The sequence below is a fragment of the Eubacterium multiforme genome (assembly GCF_030813415.1).
GTDB classification, from domain to species: domain Bacteria; phylum Bacillota; class Clostridia; order Clostridiales; family Clostridiaceae; genus Clostridium; species Clostridium multiforme.
In genome coordinates, this window is record NZ_JAUSUF010000001.1 from 564,734 (window position 1) to 588,386 (window position 23,653).

Here is a 23,653-nt window from a genome sequence, read left to right on the forward strand (position 1 = left end):
TTAGCTTAAGCTACTTCTTCAATATTATCTTCACTGTCTTCTTTTTTTACAAACTTAAGGAATATAATAAGTAGTGCAACAGCAAATACTATTCCTATTGTATTTGATATTCCAGCTGCTATTCTAAATCCTTCTGGTGCTTGAAGTATATATGCACAGGTAACTGCTGACATAAATACTGCTGGCACTGCTGTAATCCAATAATTTTTCTTAACTCTTGCCATATAAGATGATGCTGCCCATAGCATAATCATTGCTAAAGTTTGGTTTGACCATGCAAAATATCTCCAAATTATAGTGAAATCTATAAATGTTAAAGCTATTCCTACTACAAATAATGGAATTGCAATTTTAAATCTATTACCAATCTTATCTTGTTTCATTTTAATTGTATCTGCAATAGTAAGTCTTGCACTTCTAAAAGCTGTATCTCCTGATGATATAGGACATGCTACAACTCCTAATATTGCAAGTACTGCACCAACTTTACCCATTACAGTATTAGAAATAACATTAACAACTGTACTTGGTCCACCATGTGCTAAGGCTGTTTTAAGACCTTCTGTTCCACCAAAGAATGACATAGCTGCTGCTGCCCAAACTAAGGCTATAACACCTTCTGCAACCATTGCGCCATAGAAAATTCTTCTTGCCTCTGATTCCTTCTTAACACATCTTGCCATAATAGGTGATTGAGTAGCATGGAATCCTGAAACTGCACCACATGCTATTGTTATAAATAAGAAAGGAAATATTGGTGTTCCATCTGGATGGAAATTAGCAAATTGTACTTCTGGAATATTATATCCTTCTATAACTATACCTGCTCCAATTCCAATTGCCATAATTAAAAGACATAATCCAAATATAGGATAAATCTTTCCTATAACCTTGTCTACAGGTAATACAGTAGCTGCAATATAATAAATAACTATAATAACTATAAATATATCTCTATCAATTCCTGTTAAGTTTTTCAAAAGATCTGCTGGTCCTGTTAAAAATACAACTCCAACCAAAATCAAAAGAACTACAGAAAATACTACCATTATTTTCCTTGGTATTTCTCCAAGATATTTTCCAACAAGGTCTGCAACTGATGCTCCCTTATTTCTCATAGATAATACTCCTGTGAAGTAATCGTGTACTGCTCCTCCAAATATACAACCAAAAACTATCCATAAAAAGGCTACTGGCCCCCATAGAGCTCCTGCTATTGCTCCAAAAATAGGTCCAAGTCCTGCAATATTTAAAAATTGAATTAAAAATATTCTTGGCCAACTCATTGGAACATAGTCAACTCCATCTTCCATTGTTTCTGCCGGTGTTTTAATACTGTCGCTTGTGCCAAATACCTTGTCCACAAACTTACCATATGTAAAATAACCTACAATTAATAATACTAGTGATAATAAAAATGATATCATTATTAATCATCCCCTTATAAATTAATTAGTATACATTAATTTGTATATATTAATTATAAACGTTTACAAAAAATTATTCATTAAATTACCCCATAATTGTTAGAATATTCATATTTTAAAACCATTTTCCTTTTTGTTTTTTTTCTAAATTTATAAAATATAATTCCAAAGAATTTTTTCAAAATTAATGTTATAATATTTTTAAGGAAATGGAGGGGTATACCTTGAATAAAGAACTTAAGATAAAGAAGATTGATGAGCTTATTAAAGAATTAAATGAATATAAAACTGCTATTGAGTCAGATATTACTTACTTTGAGGCAAAAAAATTAGATAAACTTATGTATGACAAGGATAAAGATGTTTCAGAATTATTTAATTGGAAATCTAAAAAAATAAAGATTGAATATGCAGAATTTAAAGAAGATACTAAAGAAACTATTTTAATGAGTAATGATAAAAATTTCTTTGCTAAAGAAACTATTGATGGATATGAAATTATAGATAGTGAAGGAAATATAATAATACATCCCTTAGATATTTTAAGTTATTTTATTATTGAAGTAGAAAAAATATTTATTATTGAAAATAAATATATAATAGAACTTTGTAAACTAAATTCAAACAGAGATATTATTATAAACTTTATGAAAGATTATGATTATGATTCAATTGATGAATCTCCAGGAGATATAAGATTTGATTTTGATTGCAATTATATATCCTTTAAATATGATAATGAAGAAATTGAAGTAATAGATCCTTCATTAGAATTATTTCATAAGTTTAAGAAGGTATGTCCTCAGGCTGTACTTAGTAGTATAAAACCTTTATGCTTTTAATCTATTGTAAAATTTCTTTTTAATTAAAATATATTAATATATTCTTCTTTTATAATACTCTCTTAGTTAACAATACTAGTGTATATTGTAATTTAAGGGAGATTTTTTATAATAGTTTTATCCTGACTATTGAAGAAACCTAAAAAAATAAAAAAGGAGGCTATTATGTTTAATAGAAAAGTATTATTAGAACTTACTGATGTATATTATAATATGGATGATTTACTAAAAGCAGTAAAAGAATATTATAGAGATCAAGGAACATTATGTAGACTTATAGGAAGAGATAACCTTGGTAATCCATTGCTTTTAATCAATTTAAGAACTTATGAACTTAAAGTAAAAAATATTACACCTGGAGGAGTACAATGTTCTCTTTCTCCGAAGGAAACATGGCCTCAAATAATGGGTGTACAACAAATTATTTTAAAAGAAATATAATCTAAAAAATTAAGAAACTGTTTTACAAAATTAAAATATTTCGTAAAACAGCTTTTTTTAGTGTTGTACCAATAAAAATATTTACACATATATTAAATTAAAGCCTTACTAGTTTTGAGGTGATTTTTTAATGAATAAATATACTACACCTAATGATCTTGAAGATTATATTAGAAATCTTAGCTTAGAACTTGCAGACTTAGAAATACTTGGTTCTAGCTTTTTAATTGCAGGATATTTTAACCTTATAATAGCTGCTAACATTGATAAAATAGATGTCCTTTCTGAAAATAATGAAGAAAAATCAAATGAAGAATCTACTTTAAGACCTACATTATTAGCCTTTATAGGGGAAACAATTATATTAGAAGGTCTTATTATACTCTCAATTGTTGCTATAAAAAGAGTAAAGCAAAAACAACTTGAATCTTCTGGTGAATCCCTATCTCCATATGAAAAATTGGCTGATGCTTACATACTAAGTGTTGCCGCTAATATAGCTAGAGTTGAAGCCTTTGGAGAAATTGATAAAACCCGTAAGGGTGATACTAATTTTCTTTAAATTTTAATTTAAGGTTTATATGGATAGTAATACTTACTTTGATAGAAATAAATTCAAACTAATTAATAATTTATCAGAAGAAGATAGAAAATATTATTTTCTTGAAATAGATTTAGAAATATCAAATCTTGAAATTTTTGCTTCCTCCCTGTCTTTACTGTCTTCTATATACTATTTAAAAGCATCCTTTGTAGGTAACAAAATAATAACAATTAGGCTTAGTGGAAAAGAAACTTCCTTAGATGCAAAACCTTATGTAGATGTAGGAGAAACTCTTGGATTCTTTGCTTTATTTATATTTACCTTAGCAGCTTTTAAACGATCTGAAGAAAAAATTTATGAAGATTATAACCACTCTCTACCTTACAGAAAAATTGCATTAAGTTATATTCCAACTCTTCTTGCTTATATGATTAGAATAAATGCAAGAGCTGATATAATTAATAATCTTCCTAATATTTAAAAAGGCTTATTTAAACTAAATTTTAAATAAGCCTTTTATAATTATTCTCTTTTTCAAGGTTAAGTAACTCTTCCTTTAAATTAATTCCACCACGATATCCCGTAAGTTTACCATTACTTCCAACTACTCTATGACAGGGGATAAATATTGGTATTGGATTTCTATTACAAGCAAGTCCAATAGCTCTTGCCCCTTTAGGATTTCCTATCTTTTCACCAATTTCTTTATAAGATAAAGTTTCTCCATAAGGAATATTTTCTAATGCTTTCCAAACTTTCATCATAAAATCTGTTCCTTTAACAACTAAAGGAAGTGAAAATTCTTTTAAATCTCCATTTAAATATTTATTAAGTTGAATTGAGGCTTCTTTTAATATTGGTACTTCTTTAATCTCATCATCTTTAAGAAACTCCCCTTTCCCAAAATAAACATTACATATTTTTCCCTCTATTTCTTTTATACCAATATTCCCTATTTTAGTTTCATAAAAAAATATTGCCAAAGTATCACCTCGTTTTATTTATTCTTTCCACCCTTTAACCAATTGTAAAGTTTAAAAAGTTTTGGATGATTTTTTCTTTCTTCTCTTTCCCTTTTTAAATCAGCTATAATCATTATAGGCTCTAAAAGGCTTATTGTATCATTATATCCTTCTTTTATTCTCATTCTCTTAGCTTCCATGTCTAAATTTAACGTTCCATTTAAGGTACTTTCATTTAAATTTCTTGGAATTAATTCTAATATTTTAGTATTTGGATAAATTGATTTATCAACTCGTGCTTCCTTTGAAAGAAGAACTACAATAATCACATCACAATTTTCTCTATAAACAGGTAAAATAGGTGTGTTATCTACAACTCCACCATCTATATATTTTCCATCTAAAACATCTGTACAATCATATATCATTGGAAGAGAGGCTGAAGCAACAATTATTTCCTTAGCTAACTCGTCTTCATAATCATTAATCTTAAAATATTTAGGAGTAAAATCTGGGAGTTCTGTACATGCTGCATAACATATCTTTCCTCTACTTTTTACCTTTCCTATATTTAAGTACTCATTTATAATTTTTCTAGCTCCATCCTTTGGTACTCCACCTTCTTCTAACTTTTGCATCATATATTTCTTTGCAAAGTTTGGATGTCTACCGCCAATTATAAGCTCTAATCCCCTTTTTATAAGTTCAAACTTACTTATTGGAACTAACTTATCCATAGTAACTTCATCCCATAAATCTTCAGCAGATTGCATATCATCTTGAGCAAATAAAACTGCATTAAAGGCTCCTATTGAAGTTCCTGAAAATACATCTATATACTTGTCTAGTTCTAACTCCTTAAGTGCCTTCCAAACGCCAAGTTCATAAGCACCTTTTCCCCCTCCACCAGATAATACAAGTCCTATCTTCATATAAATCTCCTTTTTAAATTAAACTATATTATTATTATAAATTTTATAACATCCTATTTTTATTTATAAGTATAACATAAATTTATTTAATGAAAGAAATATGAAATTATTATCATTCTTAAAATTTATTAATATTTAATTCTTTGTTTATTTTTTCATAAAGTTTTTATGCTTACATTACAATTATAAGAATCTATTTATTCTCAAAAATATTGTCAATTAATAGCACTTAATTCCATTATTTATCTTTTTTGTTTTACTTTTTATATTAAAAATAAATCTTTTATAATTTATGTGATATTTATCACGGAAATACTCATTATTTTATGTTATTTTGTTAAAGAATTAACAATTATTTTAAAAATTACGGAGGCATTATTTATGAATAACTTAACATTAAAAGGTAATTCGAATCGTGGCTTAATTGGAGCAACTATTGGTTTCTTTATAGGATTTGCCGCAGTTTCACTTTATGGACCTACAGTTGCAATATTTAAACATGTATTTGTAGATCTTAATCCAATTTTATTAGCATTATTAATATCAGCCCCTTCCCTATCTGGATCTTTATTAAGAATTCCATTTTCAGCTTGGGTTGATACAACTGGTGGAAGAAAGCCATTTATAGTTTTATTAATACTATCAATTATAGGTATGGCTGGATTATATATAGTAATGGCATTTTTTAGAGAAAATCTAAATCAATATTACTGGCTATTATTTTTACTTGGAATATTATCTGGTTGTGGTATAGCTACATTCTCTGTTGGTATTAGCCAAACTTCTTATTGGTTCCCTCAAAAGAAACAAGGGGTAGCATTAGGAGTTTATGCTGGAGTAGGTAATTTAGCACCTGGAATATTTGCATTATTAATACCAAATTTAGCTCTTCCATTCTTAGGATTATCAGGTTCTTATTTAGCATGGTTAGTATTTTTAATAGTTGGTACAATAATTTATATAAAAATAGGTCAAAATGCTTGGTACTTCCAATTACTTGATAAAGGTGTATCTAAAACTGAAGCTAGAGAAATTGCTTCATCAGAATATGGACAAGAATTATTCCCTAAATCTAAAGTAAGTGAAAGCTTAATTGCTTCTGCAAAAACTTGGAAAACATGGGCTTTAGTACTTATATACTTTACAACTTTTGGTGGCTTCTTAGCTCTTACAAGTTGGTTACCAAATTACTGGATGAGTTTCTTCTCATTAGATATAAAAACAGCTGGTTTATTAACTGCTATGTATTCTATCGTTACATCAGTAACTAGAATTTATGGTGGAAAAATAGCTGATAAAAATGGTGGAGAATCAACTGCTACAATTTCATTAATAATAGCTCTTATAGGTGCTATATTTATGACTTTTGCAGGTTCAATACCTATGGCTGTTATAGGCGTTTTACTTTTAGGTACTGGAATGGGTGTTGCTAATGCCGCTGTATTTAAAATAGTTCCAAATGTAGTTCCTGATGCAATAGGTGGAGCTTCTGGATGGATTGGCGGACTTGGAGCCTTTGGTGGATTTGTTATTCCTCCTTTAATGGCCTCATTCATAGATAAAAGTGGAAAAGATTTAAGTGGTTTCCCTAAAGGTTTTGCAATCTTTATAGCATTAATTGCAATTTCTTTATTAATTATGTGGTTATTTAAAATCTTTTCAAACAAAAAAGCATTAGCTTAAAATAAATAATTAAAATAAAAAGAGATAAATTTAAAAATAAATTTATCTCTTTTTTGTTATTTATTTTTCAGTTTCTTTATTATTTTTCTTCTTTAATACAACTACCCCAATTATAATTAGAATAATTGCTACTATAGTAGCTAACATTCCTCTTCCATAACCAGTCTTAGGAACATTATTATTTTCTGAATTATTGTTTTTTATATTATTATCTTTTTCATCTGCTTTTTTAATTTTACTTTTGCCTTTATTGTTTGAAGCTGTATTAGAAACCTTACTTGATGCTGTATTATCACTTGGTTTTTCTTTAGGTTTACTACTATCTGTTTCAGTATTACTTGGTTTAGTAACATCTGGCTTAGTATTATTTGGTTTCTCACTATCTCCTTTATTTTCTTCTATTGCAAAGGCTGTTTGAGAAGTTGTATGGGGTTTTTCTGCTGCAAGTAAATTTTTATACATTAAATAATATGCAGCTGATGACCAACTAAAGTTTTTACAATTTAGTCCCTTTCCATTTTCAGGATCATAATTTTCTCTAATAGGTCCATCTGATGTTAACCCTTCAGCTTTATTAAATAATTTTTCTGCCATAACTTTTGCATCTTTATTATATCCGTAATTTTGAAGTGCCTCTACTCCAAATAAAGCTTGATCAAGCCATACTGGTCCTCTCCAATACTTAGTAGGAGCATATTTAGGATTATCCTTTGATGCTGTTGGGAATGGCATTTCGGTATTAAACTTATTTGGACTCATAATATTCTTTTCTACTGCTAAAGCTTGTTCTTTAGTTGCCATTTTAGCCCATAGTGGTATCCATCCTTCTGTTCCTTTACCTCTATTAACTAGCAATTTCTTCTCTTTTCCATCATTATTGATTTGAAGATCATAGAAAAATCCAGTTTTCTTATCAAACATTTTATCATCAACATATTTTTTAACATATTTAGCTTGTTTTTCAAAGTTTTTAGCATCTTCAGTTTTTCCTAAAACATCTGCCATTGATTTTAAGAATCCCTTTTCTGCATAAAGATATGCATTTAAATCTACTGATTCTTGATTTATAGAATATCCAATAACCTTTCCTTTTTTGTTTTTATTTTGGAATACCTTAACTCCTACATCATCTTTTCCCATTCCTTTAACATCAAATCTTGTTGCATTGTCCATTCCACTTTCCCAAGCAGCTGCTTCAATTATTGCATTAGGATCAATTTTAGGATTTCCATCTTTATCTAATATTACTTTACCATTTTTGTCATGTAAGTCATGGGCATCATGTACCATTGCTCCATATTCAGCTATACCATTTTTATCGTGATCTCTATTTTTATACCACCATTCATGGTAAGCTACTAATTTAGGATACATCTCCTCTAAGAAACTTTTATCTCCAGTTTCTTTATATACATTCCATACAGACCAAGCAGATAGTGGTGGCTTAGAATTTCTTTCATTCCAGTTTCCACCTATTCCTCCTCTTTCTGAATCCTTATTATAAAATATTGCATCTATTACTGTTCCTGCATCCTGAGGTCTTACCTTATCATTTCCTTTAATTTGATAATCAAACATAGCTCTTATATTATTTTCTGCTAATTTGCCATCAAAATTAGCTGCTGCAACTGCATGTTTCCATGAGTCCCATGCCCACATTCCTAAAAACCATTTATAAGACATTGATGGTACAATTCCATCATGCTTAATAGCACCAGCTGGACTTTTCCAATTAGTTGTTAAAGTTTCCATAGCTTTAACTGCTACATCTTTATATTTAGGATTTGTTTCTTTATTTCCCTTAAATGTTTTATCTAAATATCCTTGCCAGCGATTATTATTTTCCTTAAAATATGTATCTCCATTAGCTAATAAACTATTTATCTTTTCATTTTCACTGCTTAATTCTTTATTTGTAAAAGTGTAACTTTCTGCAGTATAAGTTTTAAATTCTTTATTTGGTGCTATTTTAACTTCATTATTTAATTCAGTTACATAATTGTTTCCATCTATCTTAGTTTCAGTATTTCCTTTGTAATTAACTGAAAACTTAGTTTCCTTACTTGAAAAGAAATTCCAAGTATAATTAATGTCACTAAATAAAACTTCTATTCCCTTTTTAGTTTTAACAATTTTTTGATCAAGTGGTACTGTGTATCCACCTTCTTTAAATTCATTAAAAATATGACCTTTCCATTTTAATTTAAGGTTCAAATTTTTATTACTTTTATTTGTTATTGATGTTTGTATTAATGCAGTTCTATTTGTTGGGAATATTAATTTTAAGTTTAAAGTAAAATCTTTTAAATCGTATTTTTGAACTAGGCTTCCTGGATAATATATAAAGGAAACCTTACTATCTTTACCTAAATCATATACTTTCCCGTTATCTGCATTTGTTATTACTATTTTACTTAATGAATCTGATAAATTAACTGGATATTCCTGTCCTATTATTACTGGTCCTAAAAAATCTCCATAAAGACTTGTATCACCTTCCTTAGGTAAATAATATCCATGCCAAGCTCCTTTATCTGAAAAATTATTGTATTTATTATTGGAATTTTCTCCATATAAACTACTGCTTGGTGCCCCTTTTACATTTAATACGTTTTTATAATCCGTCACTTCATTCCTTTTTCCCTCTGCAAAGGCATTTACTCCTGTCAAATTTACAAGCATCATTGATGATATACCAAGAGATGCAATAAATAATTTTTTTCTTTTGTTAAAAAGCATTAAAAATCCCCCTTTTAATTAATTTTAATAATATCCTATGTTAATTATAATTTCTTTTAAAAACGTTTTCAAAGGCTATGAAAATAACATTTATTATATTTTTTCACATTTGTTTAATATAATTAAGATAAATATCTCAATTAATTATGAAGTCCTTAATTTAAAAGTTACTTATTTTTAAAATTTCCATACTTTTCTCTTATTTTATGAATTTACATTAACTATTTTTTCTTTTAACATTTGTTTATTATTAAAACAAATGATAAAATATTTTTAACCTTGTATTCATTTTATTTTTATTCTATATAAAAAATATAAATAAAACGAATAAATTTAATATTATATATATGAACATTTTAAACATTTGTTTTTCATATAAACTTTTGTTTGTAAATTCTATTCCTTATGAATCTTGAAGAATTGCTAAAATAATATTATAATTAAAGTTCAAATAACATTATAATTTGAAAGGATTTATTATGATTGGTGACTACGAAAAAATGAATGAAACCGAAAAGCTAACTTTTTTAGCTGAGCTATCAACAATGTATTACGATTTAGGCATGACACAAAGTGAAATAGCTGCAAAACTTTCAATTACACGTTTTAAAATATCAAAATACCTACAAGAAGCTCGCAATAATCATGTTGTGGAAATATCAATAAATTATCCAAGAGAAAGAATGTTTGAAATAGAGAAAGCATTAAAGGAAAAATTTGACTTAAAAAAAGTTATAGTTTTAAATACCAGTTCACTTCCACTTGATGAAACACTTCATTCTATAGGAAAAACAGGAGCTGAATATTTACAAAGTATCATTAAAGAAAATACTATTTTAGGTATGACATGGGGAAAAACTATTTCTAGTGTTATAAAACAACTTAAGCCTAAAACTAAGCCTCCAATAACTGTTCTTCCAGTAGTTGGTGCTGCTGCAAAGGATGATCCTTTAGTAGATACTCCAGACTTAATAAGGATGGTAGCTAAAGCATATAACGGGAAATACAAATATTTATACGCACCTTTATATATAGATAACGATTATGCAAGAAAATCTCTTCTTCAAGAGCCTGTAATAAATGACACTTTATTCTTAGCTAATAAAGCAAATATAGTTCTTACAGGCATAGGAACTACAGAGGCGGTTTTTGCTTCAAGCTTATGGTCTAACTATTTAATACACGATTTAAAGATTAAAAATGCTGTAGGATGCGTTTATGGTTATGTTTTTGATATAAATGGTAATCTCATAGATAATAATATAAACAAAAAAGTTGTAGGTATAGATTTAAATACTCTATTACATATAGAATATAAAATTGGGATAACTTCAAGTAAATTTAAAGCAAAGGCTATTTTAGGAGCTTTAAGAGGTAAATTTATAAACGTATTAATAACTGATGAAGATACAGCTACTAAAGTTTTAGCAATGGATAAAGAAACAAGACTTTAAAATAAAAAGTAAAAAAATAGTAGTATAAACCTTAAATGTTTATACTACTATTTTTTTCACACATATTTTATAATCATTAATTTATATTTTTCATATAATTTGTAACTAGACTTATAAAAACAGTTACTCCTAAAAGATCTGCACTTCCTCCAGGACTTATATTTTTTTCAATAAAAATATTACACAAATCTTTTATTTTATTTTTGCCTACTTCAGTTTCCATTCCTCCTAATTCCATTATGTCTTTAGAAACCTCTTTAACATAATTTAGTACCTCTAAGGAATGTCTATTTATTATAGTTGAATCTTCGCAAAATTGCATTATTCCAATTAAAGTGTGTATAAGCTTATCATTTTCCTTTAGTGAAGATGTATTTTCATATAAATCTAAAGCATAATTAAATACTAAAGGTATTCCGCTTTCAGCTTCTCCTCTAACACCTTTAACCTTATATTTTAAATATAATTTTTCACCATTTGATAATTTTTCTTTATCTTTTAAATTAATAAAATCATTTTTTGTAAGTCCCTCACACATTTCTTTAATAATTGATTGTATTGACGAAGAACTCCTATTATCATATATGGCTTTTCCAACAGCTCCGCAACATATTCCTATTAAAAATATCATACCTTTATGGGTGTTTACACCATTAGTTTTTAAAAACATAGCCTTTTCTGCTTCAATACCAACTTTTCTTATATCTTTAAATATTTCTTTAGAAGACTTATCTTGGTATCCTTTTTGGGTGAAAAGTACCAAGTATTTTAAAATAGCTGAAGTACTATCAATAAAAGTATAGAAATTCATATCTTTGTGGGCGCCGTTAGATACAGGAGAAACCAGTCCAGGGGATGGGAAACAGGATACTTCATAAAGCATTGCCTGAACTGCTAGGGCACCTATATCTAGAGAAATTTCATTTATATTATATTGTGCATGTTTATTCATAGTACTCTCCTATTTTATATCTATATATATTCTTTTATTAAGGAATCTATTTTATTTAAAATCTCATCTAGGGAATGATTTCCTTCTCTTCTACAAACATTTGCTTCTTCATTGCAAATTAAACATTTTCTTTTACTTACATTAAATTCCGTTCTACTTACTTGTTTATATTTATTATCAAAAACATCCAAATCAAATAGCCTTCCTAATTTATGGTTTTCTTCAATGGAAATAGTCATCTTTTTAACTATTTCCATTGGAGCATCAACACAAATAAATGTTTCAAAACCAGCAGGTGTAGTATTTTCTTCTAAATGAACAATCTTTAAATTCTGATTTTTAATTTCTTTTTTTAAAGCTTCTACCCCTGCCTTATGAGCTATTTTATATTCATCTTTAATTTTATAAAAACCTGGTATATTCAAGGTAAATGATATTAAAGTTGTATTATATTTATTAATAAGCTTTTTTTGAATTTCAACTCTTTCTTCTTTTCCTTTAAGTATTTCTTGTAATAGAGTAACCTCTTCACTGTTCATAAATTCACGCCATTTCTATTTTACTTGTCTTATTACGTCTATTATACTACCGTCTCTATACTCTACAACACCAACAACTCTATCTGTATATTCTATTGGTTCTGGTTTTCCAGTAATCTTTTCTGCCTTTTCTTGTAATTCTTCTATTGTAAATAGTGGAAGCTTTGTCTTTGATAATTTTTCTATTAAATCTTTTCTAGCTGGGTTTACAGCAACTCCTCTATCAGTAACTACAACGTCTATAGTTTCACCTGGAGTTATAACTGTATTTACTCTCTTAACAACAGTTGGTATTCTGCCTCTCATTAATGGACAAACTATCATAGCTAATTTAGCTCCTGCTGCTGTATCACAGTGTCCACCTGATGCTCCTCTTATAACACCATCTGAACCAGTTATTACGTTAACATTAAAGTCTGTATCAACTTCTAATGCACTAAGTACAACAAAATCTAAAAGATTTGCAATACATCCTTTATTAAATGGATTTGCATAAAGAGATGCATCTATTTCACAATGTCCTTTATTTTCTCCTATTGATTTTGCAGCCTTTAAATCAAAACATTGAACGTCAAATAATTTATTTATTAAACCTTCTTCAAACATTTCTACAAATTGTCCAGTTATTCCACCAAGACCAAAACTAGCTACTATGTTATCTTTAATCATTCTATCTTTTAAGAATCTAGCAACTGCAAGAGATGCACCACCAGTACCACATTGCATTGAGAAACCTGGTTTTAAATATCCTGATGCTTCCATAACTTGAGATGCATAATTTGCTATTAAAAGCTCTCTTGGATCTTTAGTGTATCTTGTAGCTCCTGAAACTATACCCTTAGGATCACCAATTGAATCAACAACAACTATATAATCAACATCTGTTTGTGATATACTTGCTGGAGTATTTGGATATGGTACTAAATTATCTGTAATTAGTACAACCTTATCTGCATACTTACTATCAATTATTCCATAACCTAATGAACCACAGAATGACTTTCCATCATATCCATTGGCATTACCATATGGATCACAACTTGGTGCTCCTAAAAATGCTACATCAATTTTAACATCTCCCATTTCTATTGCACGAGCTCTTCCACCATGTGAACGTATTATTACTGGTTTTTCCATTAAGCCGTGAGAAATTTCGTCTGCTAATTTACCTCTTAATCCACTAGTCATTAATTGTGTTACTACACCATTTTTAATATGTTTAATAAGTGGTTCATGAACCTTGTTTAATGAGCTTGATGCTATTGTTAAGTTCTTTATTCCCATTTCAGCAATTACATCCATAACCATGTTTAATACATAGTCACCTTCTCTAAAGTGATGGTGGAAAGATATTGTCATTCCGTCTTTTAATCCACTTTTAATTATTGCTTCTTTTATACTTTCTACTACTTTACTATCACCCTTTGGTGCACCTGTAACTTCACTTCCAACCTTTCTTCCAGTTGGCTTTATAGCAAATGCTCCTTCAAATGGTTTTACTTCTTTCATTCCTGCAACCTTTTCAGGTACTTCTCTTCCTAGTTTATTAAGCATTTTCTTCACCTCCGAATTTTTCTAAATCCACACCAGCAGCTTCTGCTAACATTAATGCTCTTTGTGCTCTTTCTATAATAGGCTTATCTACCATCTTTCCGTTTAATGATACAACACCTGATCCTTTTTTCTTAGCTTCTTCACTTGCATTTATAATTCTAATTGATTTTTTAATTTCCTTTTCTGAAGGAGTATAAATCTTATTAACTGGAGCAATTTGTCTTGGGTTAATAACTGATTTTCCATCAAATCCTAATTGTTTTATTAATTCTACTTCTTTAATGAATCCTTCTTCATTATTTACATCTGAGAATACTGTATCAAATGCGCAAATTCCAGCAGCTCTTGTAGCTAATAAAATATGGCTTCTAGCAGCTAAAAGTTCTATTCCTTCTGGTGATCTTGTTGTCTTCATATTAGTTACAAAATCTTCTGCACCTAAAGCTACTCCCATTAATCTATCACTAGATTTTGCTATTGCATAAGCATTTATAACTCCAAGTCCACTTTCTATAGCAGCCATCATCTTAGTTTTTCCAACTGGAATTCCAGCTTCTTTTTCTATTCTTGCAATTTCTCTTTCAACTTCAATTACATCTTCTGCAGTTTCTGTCTTTGGAAGTCTAATTACATCTGGCTGTGCTCTAACTATAGCCTCTAAATCTTCTAGTCCAAATTCACTATCTAAAGCATTTATTCTAACAACAGTTTCTGTTCCTTCATAATCTATATTTTTTAATGCATTAAAAACTATTAATCTTGCAGCATCCTTTTCCATTAATGATACTGAATCTTCTAAGTCAAACATTATAGAATCTGATCCATAAATATGAGCATCTTTAACCATACCAGGATTACTACCTGGAACAAACATCATAGTTCTTCTAAGCTTGTACATTATTTCATACCTCCCCAGTTAACCTTTGTAACTTCTGCTCCTCTAAATACAGCAGCTTCTACTCTAGCTTTTATAATACAATCTAAAGCACCTTTATCATTTGCTCTAACATTTGCATTTTTAACTCCAAGGTCCTCTAATGTTTCCATTATTACCTTCTTTATTTGTTTTCCAAATTGCTTTTCAACTGTACTAGTTAAGTCTAAATTTATTCCATTTTCATTTGGTTCAACTACTATTGAAATATCACTAGATTCTAAAGTTCCAGCCATAGCTATTTTCTTAATTTCCATTTCTTCTCCTCCTCATGTTTTAATATTTATAAGTTTAAATATTATTTACCTACTCTTTTATTAACTCTTCTCCCTCTTTTGATACTAAAAAATTATATGTACTTTCAGGAACAAAGCCTTTAAGTTTAGAAAACTCTCTATTTTTAAATAATTTTCTAACTTTTGAAGCACTTATTATTTCATTATTATTTTCTAATCTAGGTACTTCTATAACTTGTATTCCATTTTTATTTAGTATTTCTTTCATAACTTCATTGTATTCGTTAGTTACAAAATCTAAAGGTTCCTCTCCAACATATCTTCTTTTTATATTTAAAGCTTTTACTATATAGTGCAAAAATATTTTTATATCTAAATTTGCATGTATTTTTACTACATTATCTTTTTTCTTTAAAAAATATGATGGAAAAGTGGCATCTGATATAATATAGTCCTCAGCTTTATGTAAAACTATATTATCTAAATCCTTTAATCCTTCCTTTACTAACTTATATCTAACTTCTGGAGAAAACATAGATTCATCTTCCCAAACTACAAAAACATGAACTAAATCATTTTCTTTTGATGCTTTTTCAATAAGATATCTATGTCCTAACGTAAATGGATTACAATTAACAACTACTGAAGCTATTTTATCCCCATTTATATTAGGAGTTTCTTTCTTTAATTTTTCACAATATTTATTTATTCCATTAGGCAGATTTTCTAGTAAGGTAACTTTATTCTCTACTGTCTCTATTTCATAGAAACCTAATCCCTTAAATATATCTATATTCTTAGGCTTTGTATAAACAAATAAATGAGAATATCCCCTTCTAAATTCTTCATTTATAAGTTCTGAAACTATCTTACTAGAAACTCCGCTTCCTTTATATTTATTATTTACAGCAATACATTTTAGAATATTCTTTTTAAAAGAACCTGTTGCAACTACTTCATCTTCATCATCATAAAAGGCTATTGTATAATCTAAATTAGAATCTAACTTTAATTCTTGATCCTCTAAAAATTTTTTTATTTTTTTTAATTGCACACTATCATTATCTTCAATAATAACTTTTTCAAAATCTAAATATTCCAAAACTGTACTCCCTCTTTTTATTTATTTTTATTTGCTATTTTAATTACTGATTCTGCAACTACATCAACAACTTCTTTGTTAAATACACTAGGAACAACCTTATCTTCACTTACTTCATCTCTTGGGATTAAGTTTGCAATTCCCTTAGCTGCTTCTATTTTCATCTCATCAGTTATATTTTTTACTCTTGCATCTAATGCACCTCTAAATATTCCTGGGAATACTAATAGGTTATTTATTTGATTTGGAAAATCTCCTCTACCAGTAGCTATTATTCTAGCTCCACCTTTTTTAGCATCCTCTGGCATTATTTCTGGAACTGGATTTGCTAATGCAAAAACCATACAATCTTTATTCATAGTTTTTATCATTTCAGTAGTTACTACTCCACCAACTGAAACACCTATAAATAAATCCTTTCCTTTAATAATATCTTCAAGGCTTCCCTTTTCAAAATTTCTATTTGTTACTTTTGCAATTTCCTTTTGTGCTACGTTTAAAGTTTCATCCCCTTCAACTACAGCTCCATTTATATCAGAAAGTACAATATCTTTTGCTCCAGCTGCAAGTAATAATTTTGCAATTGCTATTCCTGATGCACCTGCACCATTAATTACAATTTTAATATCTTTAAGTTCTTTATTTAATAATTCTAAAGAATTATAAAGTCCTGCAAGTACTGCAATAGCTGTACCATGTTGATCATCATGATAAACTGGTATATCTAATTCTTCCTTTAATTTATCTTCTATATAAAAACATTCTGGTGCTTTTATATCTTCAAGATGTATACCTCCAAATCCTGGTGATATTGCTTTTATTGTTTTAACGATTTCTTCTTGATCTGTAAGATCTAAAGCTATTGGATAAGCATCTATATTTGCAAATGCTTTGTGAAGTAAAGCTTTTCCTTCAACTACTGGCATCCCTGCTTCAGGTCCAATATTTCCAAGACCTAAAACTGCTGTACCATTTGTTATAACAGCTACACTCTTACCTTTTATTGTGTACTCATAAGCTTTTTCTTTATCTTCAGCTATTGCTCTACAAGGTTCTGCAACCCCTGGAGTATATGCAACTGATAATTCTTCCTTGTTTGAAACCGGCATTGTTCCTTCTACTTTTATAGCTCCATGCATTTTCTTGTGCATAATTAAAGATTCTTCTTTTACATTCATAAAATCATCATTAAACCTTAAGGTTTATTTCCTCCTATTTTATTACTTGCTACCGAAGCAGCTCCTCTTGTCTATATAATAGCAAAATTAAAAAAGGTCGTCAATACATTTGTTAATTATTTTAACATTTGTAGAGAAATTTATTTATCTTTTTACTTTTTATCTTATTTTATTATTTTCATTTTCAACATTTGTTTATCAACTAAAACATTTGTTGTTTATGAAAACATTTAAATTAAAAAAGAACAGATATATTTATCTGTTCTCTTTGTTAATAGATTATTTTTTATTTTTTAAATACTTAATTACATAACTTAATGTATGAAAATCTTTATCTAATTCACTTTGAATATTATTTAATCCATCTATTAAATCTTTTTCATCAAAATTTTCTAATAGAATCATTAATGTTATTAAATTAAGTTTACCTTCTTTTGTATCGAATATTCTTGCCTTCTTTACATATTCATTTTTCATTACATTTAAAGTAGCTTCTCTTAAATCTTCACTAATTTCTATTTCAGGCATTTTTTCAAATACTCTTATTTCTGGATCATTAATATTTAAGTTTTTAGTAGACTTTAAATCGCATCCTACAAATATAGTATTTTTAAACTTTGCATCTTTAAAGTTAACTCCATCTAATTTTACACCTTCAAATATTGTGTCTTCAAAATGTGCCTCTTTAAATTTACTTCCTTTAAGATTTGCACCAACAAATTCTGCTCCTTTAAAACTACAGTTTAAAAAACTACAACTTTTAAAATGAGCTCCTCTAAAACTTACATAATCAAAATTAGAACCTGCAAAATTACAGTTATAACAATTGCTTCTTTTTAAGTTTGAATACATAAAATTTTTATCTTTTTTCTCTGTATTATTATAATGAAAGCCTTCTTCTCTTGAATTTCTAGCCATACCTTTTCATCTCCTTAATTTTATTCATAAAAAAATAACCCACAAAACTTCCAATTAGTTATAGTTTATTGTGGGTTATGTTAATTTTATTATATCACATTTTAACTTTGACAATTCATTAATACTTACATATTAATATTTGTAGAATTATTTATTTTTAAATTCATCTCTCCATTTTTTAAGAGTTTTTCTTGCCCCTCCAATAGTTACTGGTATTTCTTTAAATGAAAAGCCATCTCTATCCTTTAATATTTCCATAAGATGCATAACTCTTGGTAATCTAAGATTTACACTTCTAATAGCTTTCTTTTCATTAAAGACCTCTTTTGGAGTACCCTCTAAAACAACCTTTCCTTTATCCATAACAAAAACTTTATCACAATAAAGAGGAACTATATCTATATCATGAGTTGAAATAATAATTGATATTCCAAGTTCCTTTTGAGTTTCCATTAATAATTTCATTATTTCACTTACACCAATTGGATCAAGACCTGCTGTTGGCTCATCTAATATAAGTACATCAGGTTCCATAACTAAAATCCCTGCAATAGATACCCTTTTCTTTTGTCCAAAGCTTAAACAGTGAGTAGGTTTATCTTTTAAATGACTGATTCCAGTTCTATCAATTGCTTTATCTACTCTCTTCCTTATTTCTTCTTCAGACAATTTCATATTTACTGCACCAAAGGAAACATCTTGATATACACTTGCTGAGAATAATTGACTATCTGGGTCTTGAAATACAATCCCAACAGATTCTCTAAGTTTTATAAGTCCCTTTCTTGAATAATCTAAAGGACTACCATTAAATAAGATTTTTCCAGATGAAGGTTTCACAATTCCATTTAAATGTTGAAATAAAGTTGACTTTCCAGCTCCATTACCACCAAGAATTGCAGTTATTTCACCTTTTTTTATTTCCATATTAATCCCATTTAACGCATGAGTTCCATCAGGATATTTATAATGTATATCCTCTAGTTTTATTATATTATCCTTCATTAATTTATCCTCCTGCTTCCTATTTAATTAATAGGACTTTAGCTATTATAAAAACTACATTAATAACTATAGTTATTATATATATTTTTGTACATTTTTTATATGGTTCTAAAAGAACATTTAATTCCCCATCATATCCTCTTGATTCTAATGATGTATAAAGGTCATTTGCCCTTTTAAAGGAACGAATAAAAAGTGTTGATGCAAGATACCCTAAAGATTTATATCCTCTTTTTAAATCCCTATATCCAAGTCTTGAATTTTGAGCTACAAACATAGTATCTGCTGTATCTAAAAGTATAAATATAAATCTATATACAAGCCCCATCATTTCAATCATAAGCTTTGGAACTTTAAACCTTGAAAGAACAGCCAAAATATCTACCATAGGTGTATTTAAAGATAAAAAATATAAACATGAAACAGATCCTAAAACCTTAAAAAATAATTCTACCGCCTTATATACTCCAACCTTTGATACTCCTATAAATCCATTCATTATAGGAAGTGAAAACAAAAATATATTTCTACTGTCTGAATAATTAATAGTTATAGTAAGTACTCCTATTATCAAAAAAGCCATAGGAATCAACATAAGTTTTAAAAAAACCTTTATTGGTGTTCCTCCAATTTTAATAGTAGAATACCCCATAATAAAAAGTACAGCAATAGAAATTATTAAGTTATTTGCCCAAAGGCACACTCCTAAAGTAATTATTGAAAATAAAAACTTTCCCATAGGATCTATCTTTTTAAGTTTTGAAGCATAAGCATACTTGTCAATGTTAAACATTAGTTTTCCTCGCTACTTTTATTTTTACGTCCTTTAAAATATCCAAGTCCAAAACCTATTACCCCTGCACCAATTGCTGCTTGAAGAGCAAATAGTAAACTTTCAATCTCTCCACTAGCTGGTTCAAATATAGGTGAAAACCATGGCTCATAATCTTTATCTATCTTTGTTATTTGTTCCTCTGCTGCATCATCAGATCCACCAAACTCTGATCCTCCTGCTACAAAGAAAGGAACAATTGCAAGGGCTACTACAATTAATATTAATATAATATTTGTTTTAACCATACTTTTATTATTCTTTTTATTATCAGCCATTATTTCCCCTCCCTTGATAATATATTAAGATCCATTAAATCTTCTTTATCATAAGCTGCAATTGCATTAAATATAACTACAGTTAAAATTCCTTCACTAATTGCTAAAGGTATTTGAGTTACTGCAAATATTCCCATAAACTTCATAATTGAAGCCATAACTCCTCCAGTTTCTGCTGGGAATGCTATACCTAATTGTATTGAAGTTGTAATATAAGTTGCAAGATCTCCAAGTGCTGCTGCAAGGAAAATTCCAAGCCATCTTGGTCCATTTAATTTTTTAACTAATTTATAAATTCCATAAGATACAAATGGTCCTACTACTGCCATTGAAAATGTATTTGCTCCAAGAGTTGTAAGACCTCCATGAGCTAAAAGTATAGCTTGGAATAAAAGAACTATAAGTCCTAAAACAGTCATAGCTGTTGGTCCAAAAAGTATTGCTCCAAGACCTACACCAGTTGGATGTGAACAACTTCCTGTTACTGATGGAAGTTTTAAAGCTGAAAGAACAAAAGCAAAAGCTCCTGCCATAGCTAATAATATTTTAAGTCTTGGATTTTTTGTAATTGTCTTTTTAATTGAAAATATTCCAAAAATAACAAATGGAATAGTAAATGCTCCCCATTCTATACACCATCTTGGTTGAAGAAACCCTTCCATAATATGCATAGCTGAAGCTTTAGTTGGTATAAATAATAACATTAATAAAATACCGGTAAAAAGTTGTATTCTTTTTGACATAATAATTCGCCCCTTAATATAAATTTAGTAGTTAATTGTTTTAAATTATAAAACAAAATAAAAATCAACTCCGTGGATTATGAGTTTTACTATATTGATAAAGCTATTCTTAAATTTAATTAATTATAATTCCATAACAATAAAAATATCAGTTTTATTGACTATTATTTTTACTATTCTTAACTATAAATTTCATGACAATAAAAATACCTCTTGACCAAACGTCAAGAGGCTCTATGAATCAAAATAGCTTAACCCATCCATAAAAACACCTCCCTATCTTCCGTAGAGCTTTGATGTATAAAAATAGGCAGGTCTTCTGGCTTAAGTATCATCATTTCTACAGCCTTCCCAAAATATTTTTTCAGTGGCATATTGCAGAAACTCCTCTTTTACAGCGGCGGGACCGCGTGGGATTTTCACTCACTTCCCTTTTAATTAGTATATAAATATATATAAACCTATTTTTTGCATATTTATTTTTCCAAAGTTCATTGTACAGTATTTACTAAATCTAAGCAAGAAATATTCAATATTTCATACATTTATTAAATATGATTATTTAAATTAAATTTATTTAACCAATTTATGCCAAATCACAAAGTTGCTCTAACTTCTTCCTTAAAATAACTTCCTTATCTTCATTTACTAAAGCATTTATACAGTCTCCAGCAATTATAACTGTATTTCCATTTGGAATTATAGTATCACCCTCCCTTTCTATTGAAACAACAAGGGCATTTTCAGGTAAATTAATCTCTTTTAATTTTTTACCTGCTATTAATGATCCCATTGCCACAGTATAAGCAACCATAATTTCTCCACTACTTTCCTCTTTAAGTTTGCCATTTTGAGATTTTAATCTTATCTTAAATAAAGCTTCATATACTGGATCAATCTTAAGTAATTCTGCAACTAAATAAGATATTCCACAAACTAATACAATTGGTCCAAATTCAGTAAATGATCCACTCATTTCACAAACTAATACAAGTCCAGTTATTGGAGCTCTAACTATTGAAGCAAACATTCCTGCCATAGCTAAAAGAATAAAATTAATTAAATATGTTCCATCTACGCCTAAAAACTGTACTGAACATTCTCCAAATATAACTCCAATTAATGCTCCTAAAGTTAATAATGGAAATAATATTCCACCTGGTGTTCCTGAAGCAAAACTTATCATTGAAAATACAAATTTACCTATTAATAGTATTATTGCAAACTTTAATATTACTCCATCTACTAATATTTGATTTATTAATTCATTACCTCCACCTAAAACTTCAGGAAGAAATAATCCAAAAAACATAGCAAATGCAAAAGGAATCATCATTCTTATTGGAAGAGAAACCTTTATTTTTCCATAAAGAGCTATTGTTTTAAGCAAAATATAATTATAAAAAGCACCTGCAAATCCAACAAGGATTCCAAGAACTATAAGAAATAAATAATATTTAAAAGGCATTGCAATAAGACCTGTAGCATCTAAAATTGGTTTTCCTCCAAAAAATGCCCAAGTAACAAGGTCTGATGTTACAGAAGCAGCTATTGCTGAAACAAACAATATTGGAGTAAACTTTTTATGTACCTCTTCTAAAACAAACATAACTCCTGCAAATGGAGCATTAAAAGCTGCTGCAAGACCTGCTCCTGCTCCACTTGAAATCAAAAATCTTTTTTCAAGTTTCAATCTTTTAGTTATATTTCCAAAAAGATTACCAAAACTTGCACCTAATTGAATTGATGGTCCTTCAATTCCTAAAGACAAGCCAGCTCCTATTGCCAAAACTCCACCAATAAATTTATTTATAAGAATTTTAAGAGGGGAAGTACTTTTAAAATACCCTGTAAGTATTCCTTCAATTTGTGGAATACCACTACCACTTATCATAGAATCTTTCTTAACCATATATCCTACAATATATCCTATACCCATTAATATAGCTAACCCTAAAATTATATAAAGCCAGTGTACTCTCATAAAATCATATGCTAAAGTAGTGTATATATTTATATATTTTAATGTAAGTCTATAAATAGATACAATAAGTCCTGCAACTGCTCCTACTAAAACACTTTCTAGTACTACTCTCAAATTTGAGTTATTTATCATTTTATACATTTTAGATATTTTATTATCCATAATTATCCTCCTATCCGTCACTTTCCTACCCTAAGCTGTCTATTACTAATCACTCACTCATATTTAATTATATATCTTATAAAAGTTCTTACTCAAAGACTATATTATTAATTTAGCCTTAATATTTAATGAATAAATCAAAATTTTATATTAATTGCACAAAAAAACTTCTATAAAAATAGTCTCATAAAACTAATTTTATAGAAGTATCT

23 protein-coding genes and 1 riboswitch are annotated in these 23,653 nt (G+C 28.5%); of the genes, 6 read left to right on the top strand and 17 right to left on the bottom strand.

The window, feature by feature from the left end; translation table 11 throughout:
• Nucleotides 1-5: 5 nt before the first annotated feature.
• Nucleotides 6-1,427, bottom strand: a complete 1,422-nt coding sequence (locus J2S18_RS02620) for a carbon starvation CstA family protein (RefSeq protein ID WP_307482859.1) — start codon at nt 1,425-1,427, stop codon at nt 6-8.
• 224 nt (nt 1,428-1,651) lie between these two features.
• Between J2S18_RS02620 and J2S18_RS02625 the strand changes: the two genes are divergently transcribed.
• The 4 genes from J2S18_RS02625 (at nt 1,652) to J2S18_RS02640 (ending at nt 3,735) form a co-directional block, all read left to right on the top strand.
• Nucleotides 1,652-2,269 carry a hypothetical protein gene (locus J2S18_RS02625; protein WP_307482860.1) on the top strand — a complete coding sequence of 206 codons (618 nt, stop codon included), beginning with the start codon at nt 1,652-1,654 and terminating at the stop codon, nt 2,267-2,269.
• Nucleotides 2,270-2,434: 165 nt separating this feature from the next.
• Nucleotides 2,435-2,710, top strand: a complete 276-nt coding sequence (locus tag J2S18_RS02630; RefSeq protein ID WP_307482861.1) for a hypothetical protein — start codon at nt 2,435-2,437, stop codon at nt 2,708-2,710.
• Nucleotides 2,711-2,840: 130 nt separating this feature from the next.
• Nucleotides 2,841-3,272: a hypothetical protein gene (locus tag J2S18_RS02635; RefSeq protein ID WP_307482862.1), complete on the top strand. Its 432-nt coding sequence runs from the start codon at nt 2,841-2,843 to the stop codon at nt 3,270-3,272.
• A gap of 19 nt (nt 3,273-3,291) precedes the next feature.
• Nucleotides 3,292-3,735 carry a hypothetical protein gene (locus tag J2S18_RS02640; protein ID WP_307482863.1) on the top strand — a complete coding sequence of 148 codons (444 nt, stop codon included), beginning with the start codon at nt 3,292-3,294 and terminating at the stop codon, nt 3,733-3,735.
• Nucleotides 3,736-3,757: 22 nt separating this feature from the next.
• Here the strand turns inward: J2S18_RS02640 and J2S18_RS02645 are convergent, their stop codons facing one another.
• Both J2S18_RS02645 and J2S18_RS02650 read right to left on the bottom strand, forming a co-directional pair.
• A complete protein-coding gene (locus J2S18_RS02645) occupies nt 3,758-4,237 on the bottom strand; it encodes a methylated-DNA--[protein]-cysteine S-methyltransferase (RefSeq protein ID WP_307482864.1) in 480 nt (159 codons plus the stop codon).
• Nucleotides 4,238-4,251: 14 nt separating this feature from the next.
• Nucleotides 4,252-5,148, bottom strand: a complete 897-nt coding sequence (locus J2S18_RS02650; protein ID WP_307482865.1) for a patatin-like phospholipase family protein — start codon at nt 5,146-5,148, stop codon at nt 4,252-4,254.
• A gap of 381 nt (nt 5,149-5,529) precedes the next feature.
• Between J2S18_RS02650 and J2S18_RS02655 the strand changes: the two genes are divergently transcribed.
• The gene (locus tag J2S18_RS02655; RefSeq protein WP_307482866.1) at nt 5,530-6,831 is read left to right on the top strand and encodes an MFS transporter; all 1,302 of its coding nucleotides are present in this window, start codon (nt 5,530-5,532) and stop codon (nt 6,829-6,831) included.
• A 60-nt stretch (nt 6,832-6,891) separates the two neighbouring features.
• Here the strand turns inward: J2S18_RS02655 and ygjK are convergent, their stop codons facing one another.
• The gene (gene ygjK / locus J2S18_RS02660; RefSeq protein WP_307482867.1) at nt 6,892-9,570 is read right to left on the bottom strand and encodes an alpha-glucosidase; all 2,679 of its coding nucleotides are present in this window, start codon (nt 9,568-9,570) and stop codon (nt 6,892-6,894) included.
• A gap of 500 nt (nt 9,571-10,070) precedes the next feature.
• On the opposite strand from ygjK, the gene J2S18_RS02665 reads away from it, so the two are divergent.
• Nucleotides 10,071-11,024 carry a sugar-binding transcriptional regulator gene (locus J2S18_RS02665; RefSeq protein WP_307482868.1) on the top strand — a complete coding sequence of 318 codons (954 nt, stop codon included), beginning with the start codon at nt 10,071-10,073 and terminating at the stop codon, nt 11,022-11,024.
• A 76-nt stretch (nt 11,025-11,100) separates the two neighbouring features.
• On the opposite strand, the gene citG is transcribed toward J2S18_RS02665, so the two are convergent.
• From citG to J2S18_RS02730, 13 genes are all read right to left on the bottom strand, one after another.
• Complete coding sequence (gene citG, locus J2S18_RS02670) at nt 11,101-11,976, bottom strand: triphosphoribosyl-dephospho-CoA synthase CitG (protein WP_307482869.1); 876 nt, start codon at nt 11,974-11,976, stop codon at nt 11,101-11,103.
• Nucleotides 11,977-11,996: 20 nt separating this feature from the next.
• Nucleotides 11,997-12,515, bottom strand: coding sequence for a citrate lyase holo-[acyl-carrier protein] synthase (citX, locus tag J2S18_RS02675; RefSeq protein WP_307482870.1), 519 nt, complete (start codon nt 12,513-12,515; stop codon nt 11,997-11,999).
• Between the two features lie 15 nt (nt 12,516-12,530).
• Entirely contained in the window at nt 12,531-14,069 is a 1,539-nt protein-coding gene (citF, locus tag J2S18_RS02680) for a citrate lyase subunit alpha (RefSeq protein WP_307482871.1), read from the bottom strand.
• The gene (citE, locus tag J2S18_RS02685) at nt 14,062-14,967 is read right to left on the bottom strand and encodes a citrate (pro-3S)-lyase subunit beta (protein ID WP_307482872.1); all 906 of its coding nucleotides are present in this window, start codon (nt 14,965-14,967) and stop codon (nt 14,062-14,064) included. The genes citF and citE overlap by 8 nt, the downstream gene beginning before the upstream one ends.
• Entirely contained in the window at nt 14,967-15,260 is a 294-nt protein-coding gene (gene citD, locus J2S18_RS02690) for a citrate lyase acyl carrier protein (RefSeq protein WP_307482876.1), read from the bottom strand. Before citD ends, citE begins: the two co-directional genes overlap by 1 nt.
• Before the next feature lie 49 nt (nt 15,261-15,309).
• A complete protein-coding gene (citC, locus tag J2S18_RS02695) occupies nt 15,310-16,341 on the bottom strand; it encodes a [citrate (pro-3S)-lyase] ligase (protein ID WP_307482879.1) in 1,032 nt (343 codons plus the stop codon).
• Nucleotides 16,342-16,358: 17 nt separating this feature from the next.
• Entirely contained in the window at nt 16,359-17,519 is a 1,161-nt protein-coding gene (locus tag J2S18_RS02700) for an NAD(P)-dependent malic enzyme (RefSeq protein WP_307482881.1), read from the bottom strand.
• 279 nt (nt 17,520-17,798) lie between these two features.
• On the bottom strand, nt 17,799-18,437 hold the full coding sequence (locus J2S18_RS02705) for a pentapeptide repeat-containing protein (protein ID WP_307482883.1): 639 nt from the start codon (nt 18,435-18,437) through the stop codon (nt 17,799-17,801).
• 147 nt (nt 18,438-18,584) lie between these two features.
• The gene (locus J2S18_RS02710; RefSeq protein ID WP_307482884.1) at nt 18,585-19,442 is read right to left on the bottom strand and encodes an ATP-binding cassette domain-containing protein; all 858 of its coding nucleotides are present in this window, start codon (nt 19,440-19,442) and stop codon (nt 18,585-18,587) included.
• A gap of 19 nt (nt 19,443-19,461) precedes the next feature.
• Entirely contained in the window at nt 19,462-20,235 is a 774-nt protein-coding gene (cbiQ, locus tag J2S18_RS02715; protein ID WP_307482886.1) for a cobalt ECF transporter T component CbiQ, read from the bottom strand.
• The gene (locus tag J2S18_RS02720; RefSeq protein WP_307482890.1) at nt 20,235-20,552 is read right to left on the bottom strand and encodes an energy-coupling factor ABC transporter substrate-binding protein; all 318 of its coding nucleotides are present in this window, start codon (nt 20,550-20,552) and stop codon (nt 20,235-20,237) included. Before J2S18_RS02720 ends, cbiQ begins: the two co-directional genes overlap by 1 nt.
• Complete coding sequence (locus J2S18_RS02725; RefSeq protein ID WP_307482893.1) at nt 20,552-21,295, bottom strand: energy-coupling factor ABC transporter permease; 744 nt, start codon at nt 21,293-21,295, stop codon at nt 20,552-20,554. The genes J2S18_RS02720 and J2S18_RS02725 overlap by 1 nt, the downstream gene beginning before the upstream one ends.
• 292 nt (nt 21,296-21,587) lie before the next feature.
• Nucleotides 21,588-21,775: riboswitch (cobalamin riboswitch) on the bottom strand.
• A gap of 106 nt (nt 21,776-21,881) precedes the next feature.
• Nucleotides 21,882-23,441, bottom strand: a complete 1,560-nt coding sequence (locus tag J2S18_RS02730) for a ClC family H(+)/Cl(-) exchange transporter (RefSeq protein WP_307482896.1) — start codon at nt 23,439-23,441, stop codon at nt 21,882-21,884.
• Nucleotides 23,442-23,653: the final 212 nt, after the last annotated feature.

What these genes read in the sequence shown, in the direction of transcription:
- citE (WP_307482872.1), bottom strand. Translation starts at nt 14,967, where the DNA reads ATGTACAAGCTTAGAAGAACTATGATGTTTGTTCCAGGTAGTAATCCT.
- J2S18_RS02655 (WP_307482866.1), top strand. Translation starts at nt 5,530, where the DNA reads ATGAATAACTTAACATTAAAAGGTAATTCGAATCGTGGCTTAATTGGA.
- citG (WP_307482869.1), bottom strand. Translation starts at nt 11,976, where the DNA reads ATGAATAAACATGCACAATATAATATAAATGAAATTTCTCTAGATATA.
- J2S18_RS02635 (WP_307482862.1), top strand. Translation starts at nt 2,841, where the DNA reads ATGAATAAATATACTACACCTAATGATCTTGAAGATTATATTAGAAAT.
- J2S18_RS02705 (WP_307482883.1), bottom strand. Translation starts at nt 18,437, where the DNA reads ATGGCTAGAAATTCAAGAGAAGAAGGCTTTCATTATAATAATACAGAG.
- ygjK (WP_307482867.1), bottom strand. Translation starts at nt 9,570, where the DNA reads ATGCTTTTTAACAAAAGAAAAAAATTATTTATTGCATCTCTTGGTATA.
- J2S18_RS02630 (WP_307482861.1), top strand. Translation starts at nt 2,435, where the DNA reads ATGTTTAATAGAAAAGTATTATTAGAACTTACTGATGTATATTATAAT.
- J2S18_RS02730 (WP_307482896.1), bottom strand. Translation starts at nt 23,441, where the DNA reads ATGGATAATAAAATATCTAAAATGTATAAAATGATAAATAACTCAAAT.
- J2S18_RS02710 (WP_307482884.1), bottom strand. Translation starts at nt 19,442, where the DNA reads ATGAAGGATAATATAATAAAACTAGAGGATATACATTATAAATATCCT.
- cbiQ (WP_307482886.1), bottom strand. Translation starts at nt 20,235, where the DNA reads ATGTTTAACATTGACAAGTATGCTTATGCTTCAAAACTTAAAAAGATA.
- citX (WP_307482870.1), bottom strand. Translation starts at nt 12,515, where the DNA reads ATGAACAGTGAAGAGGTTACTCTATTACAAGAAATACTTAAAGGAAAA.
- J2S18_RS02640 (WP_307482863.1), top strand. Translation starts at nt 3,292, where the DNA reads ATGGATAGTAATACTTACTTTGATAGAAATAAATTCAAACTAATTAAT.
- citD (WP_307482876.1), bottom strand. Translation starts at nt 15,260, where the DNA reads ATGGAAATTAAGAAAATAGCTATGGCTGGAACTTTAGAATCTAGTGAT.
- J2S18_RS02720 (WP_307482890.1), bottom strand. Translation starts at nt 20,552, where the DNA reads ATGGCTGATAATAAAAAGAATAATAAAAGTATGGTTAAAACAAATATT.
- J2S18_RS02620 (WP_307482859.1), bottom strand. Translation starts at nt 1,427, where the DNA reads ATGATATCATTTTTATTATCACTAGTATTATTAATTGTAGGTTATTTT.
- citF (WP_307482871.1), bottom strand. Translation starts at nt 14,069, where the DNA reads ATGCTTAATAAACTAGGAAGAGAAGTACCTGAAAAGGTTGCAGGAATG.
- J2S18_RS02700 (WP_307482881.1), bottom strand. Translation starts at nt 17,519, where the DNA reads ATGAATGTAAAAGAAGAATCTTTAATTATGCACAAGAAAATGCATGGA.
- J2S18_RS02665 (WP_307482868.1), top strand. Translation starts at nt 10,071, where the DNA reads ATGAATGAAACCGAAAAGCTAACTTTTTTAGCTGAGCTATCAACAATG.
- J2S18_RS02725 (WP_307482893.1), bottom strand. Translation starts at nt 21,295, where the DNA reads ATGTCAAAAAGAATACAACTTTTTACCGGTATTTTATTAATGTTATTA.
- J2S18_RS02650 (WP_307482865.1), bottom strand. Translation starts at nt 5,148, where the DNA reads ATGAAGATAGGACTTGTATTATCTGGTGGAGGGGGAAAAGGTGCTTAT.